A 1,146-nucleotide genomic window follows, 5' to 3' on the forward strand; every position below is an offset into this window, starting at 1 on the left:
CGTCGCGACGGAAGGACGGGCGCTCGTCGCGACGCTCGTCACGGCGGAAGCCGCCACGGTCGTCATCGCGGCGAGGGCCACGGTCATCACGGCGGTCGTCGCGACGGAAGGACGGGCGCTCGTCACGGCGCTCATCGCGACGGAAGCCGCCACGGTCGTCGTCACGACGGGGACCACGGTCATCACGGCGGTCGTCGCGACGGAAGGACGGGCGCTCGTCGCGACGCTCGTCACGGCGGAAGCCGCCACGGTCGTCATCGCGGCGAGGGCCACGGTCATCACGGCGGTCATCGCGGCGGAAGCCGCCACGGTCATCGTCGCGACGGAAGGACGGACGGTCGTCACGGCGCTCATCGCGGCGGAAGCCGCCACGGTCGTCGTCACGACGGGGGCCACGGTCATCGCGACGGAAACCACCGCGCTCGTCATCGCGGCGAGGGCCACGGTCATCACGACGGTCGTCGCGACGGGGGCCGCGCTCGTCGTCACGACGGCCGAAGCCGCCACCGGGACGGCCGCCACGGTCATCACGGCGGAAGGGCGGACGCTCGTCGCGACGCTCGTCACGGCGGAAGCCGCCACGGTCGTCGTCACGGCGAGGGCCACGGTCATCGCGGCGGAAACCACCGCGCTCGTCATCGCGGCGAGGGCCACGGTCATCACGACGGTCGTCGCGACGGGGGCCGCGCTCGTCGTCACGACGGAAGGACGGGCGGTCGTCACGGCGCTCATCGCGACGGAAACCACCACGGTCGTCGTCACGGCGGGGACCACGATCGTCACGACGGAATCCGCCGCCGGCACCGCTGGCACCGCCGGGGCGGTCGTCGCGACGGCCGAAACCGCCGCCACGCGGGCCGCGGAAGCCGTCACCGCGACGCGGCTCGCCGCCCGAGCGACCGTCGGGAGAGTTGGTGGACATCGACGTGACTCCTGTCTTCAGGTACCGCAGTCATTCTCACGCACCTTGCTGGCAGGCGCGCTTCGAGGAAAAACAAAAAGGACCTTTGGTCCCAGCGTGAACGCTGGGACCAAAGGTCCTTGAAAGATTGTTCGGCGGCGTCCTACTCTCCCACAGGGTCCCCCCTGCAGTACCATCGGCGCTGAAAGGCTTAGCTTCCGGGTTCGGAATGTAACCGGGCGTTT

1 protein-coding gene and 1 rRNA gene are annotated in these 1,146 nt (G+C 70.6%); one reads left to right on the forward strand and one right to left on the reverse strand.

All coding sequences use genetic code 11. The features are described 5' to 3' along the window. The coding region (locus tag AB0E98_RS33280) for a hypothetical protein (RefSeq protein ID WP_361710183.1) at positions 1-1,045 on the forward strand (1,045 nt) is incomplete at its 5' end. 6 nt (positions 1,046-1,051) lie between these two features. Here AB0E98_RS33280 and rrf read toward each other — a convergent pair. After that, positions 1,052-1,146, reverse strand: a 5S ribosomal RNA gene (gene rrf / locus AB0E98_RS33285); the annotation flags it as partial.

Origin of the sequence: Streptomyces sp. NPDC037389, assembly GCF_040636475.1 — a bacterium.
Classification (GTDB): domain Bacteria; phylum Actinomycetota; class Actinomycetes; order Streptomycetales; family Streptomycetaceae; genus Streptomyces; species Streptomyces hesseae.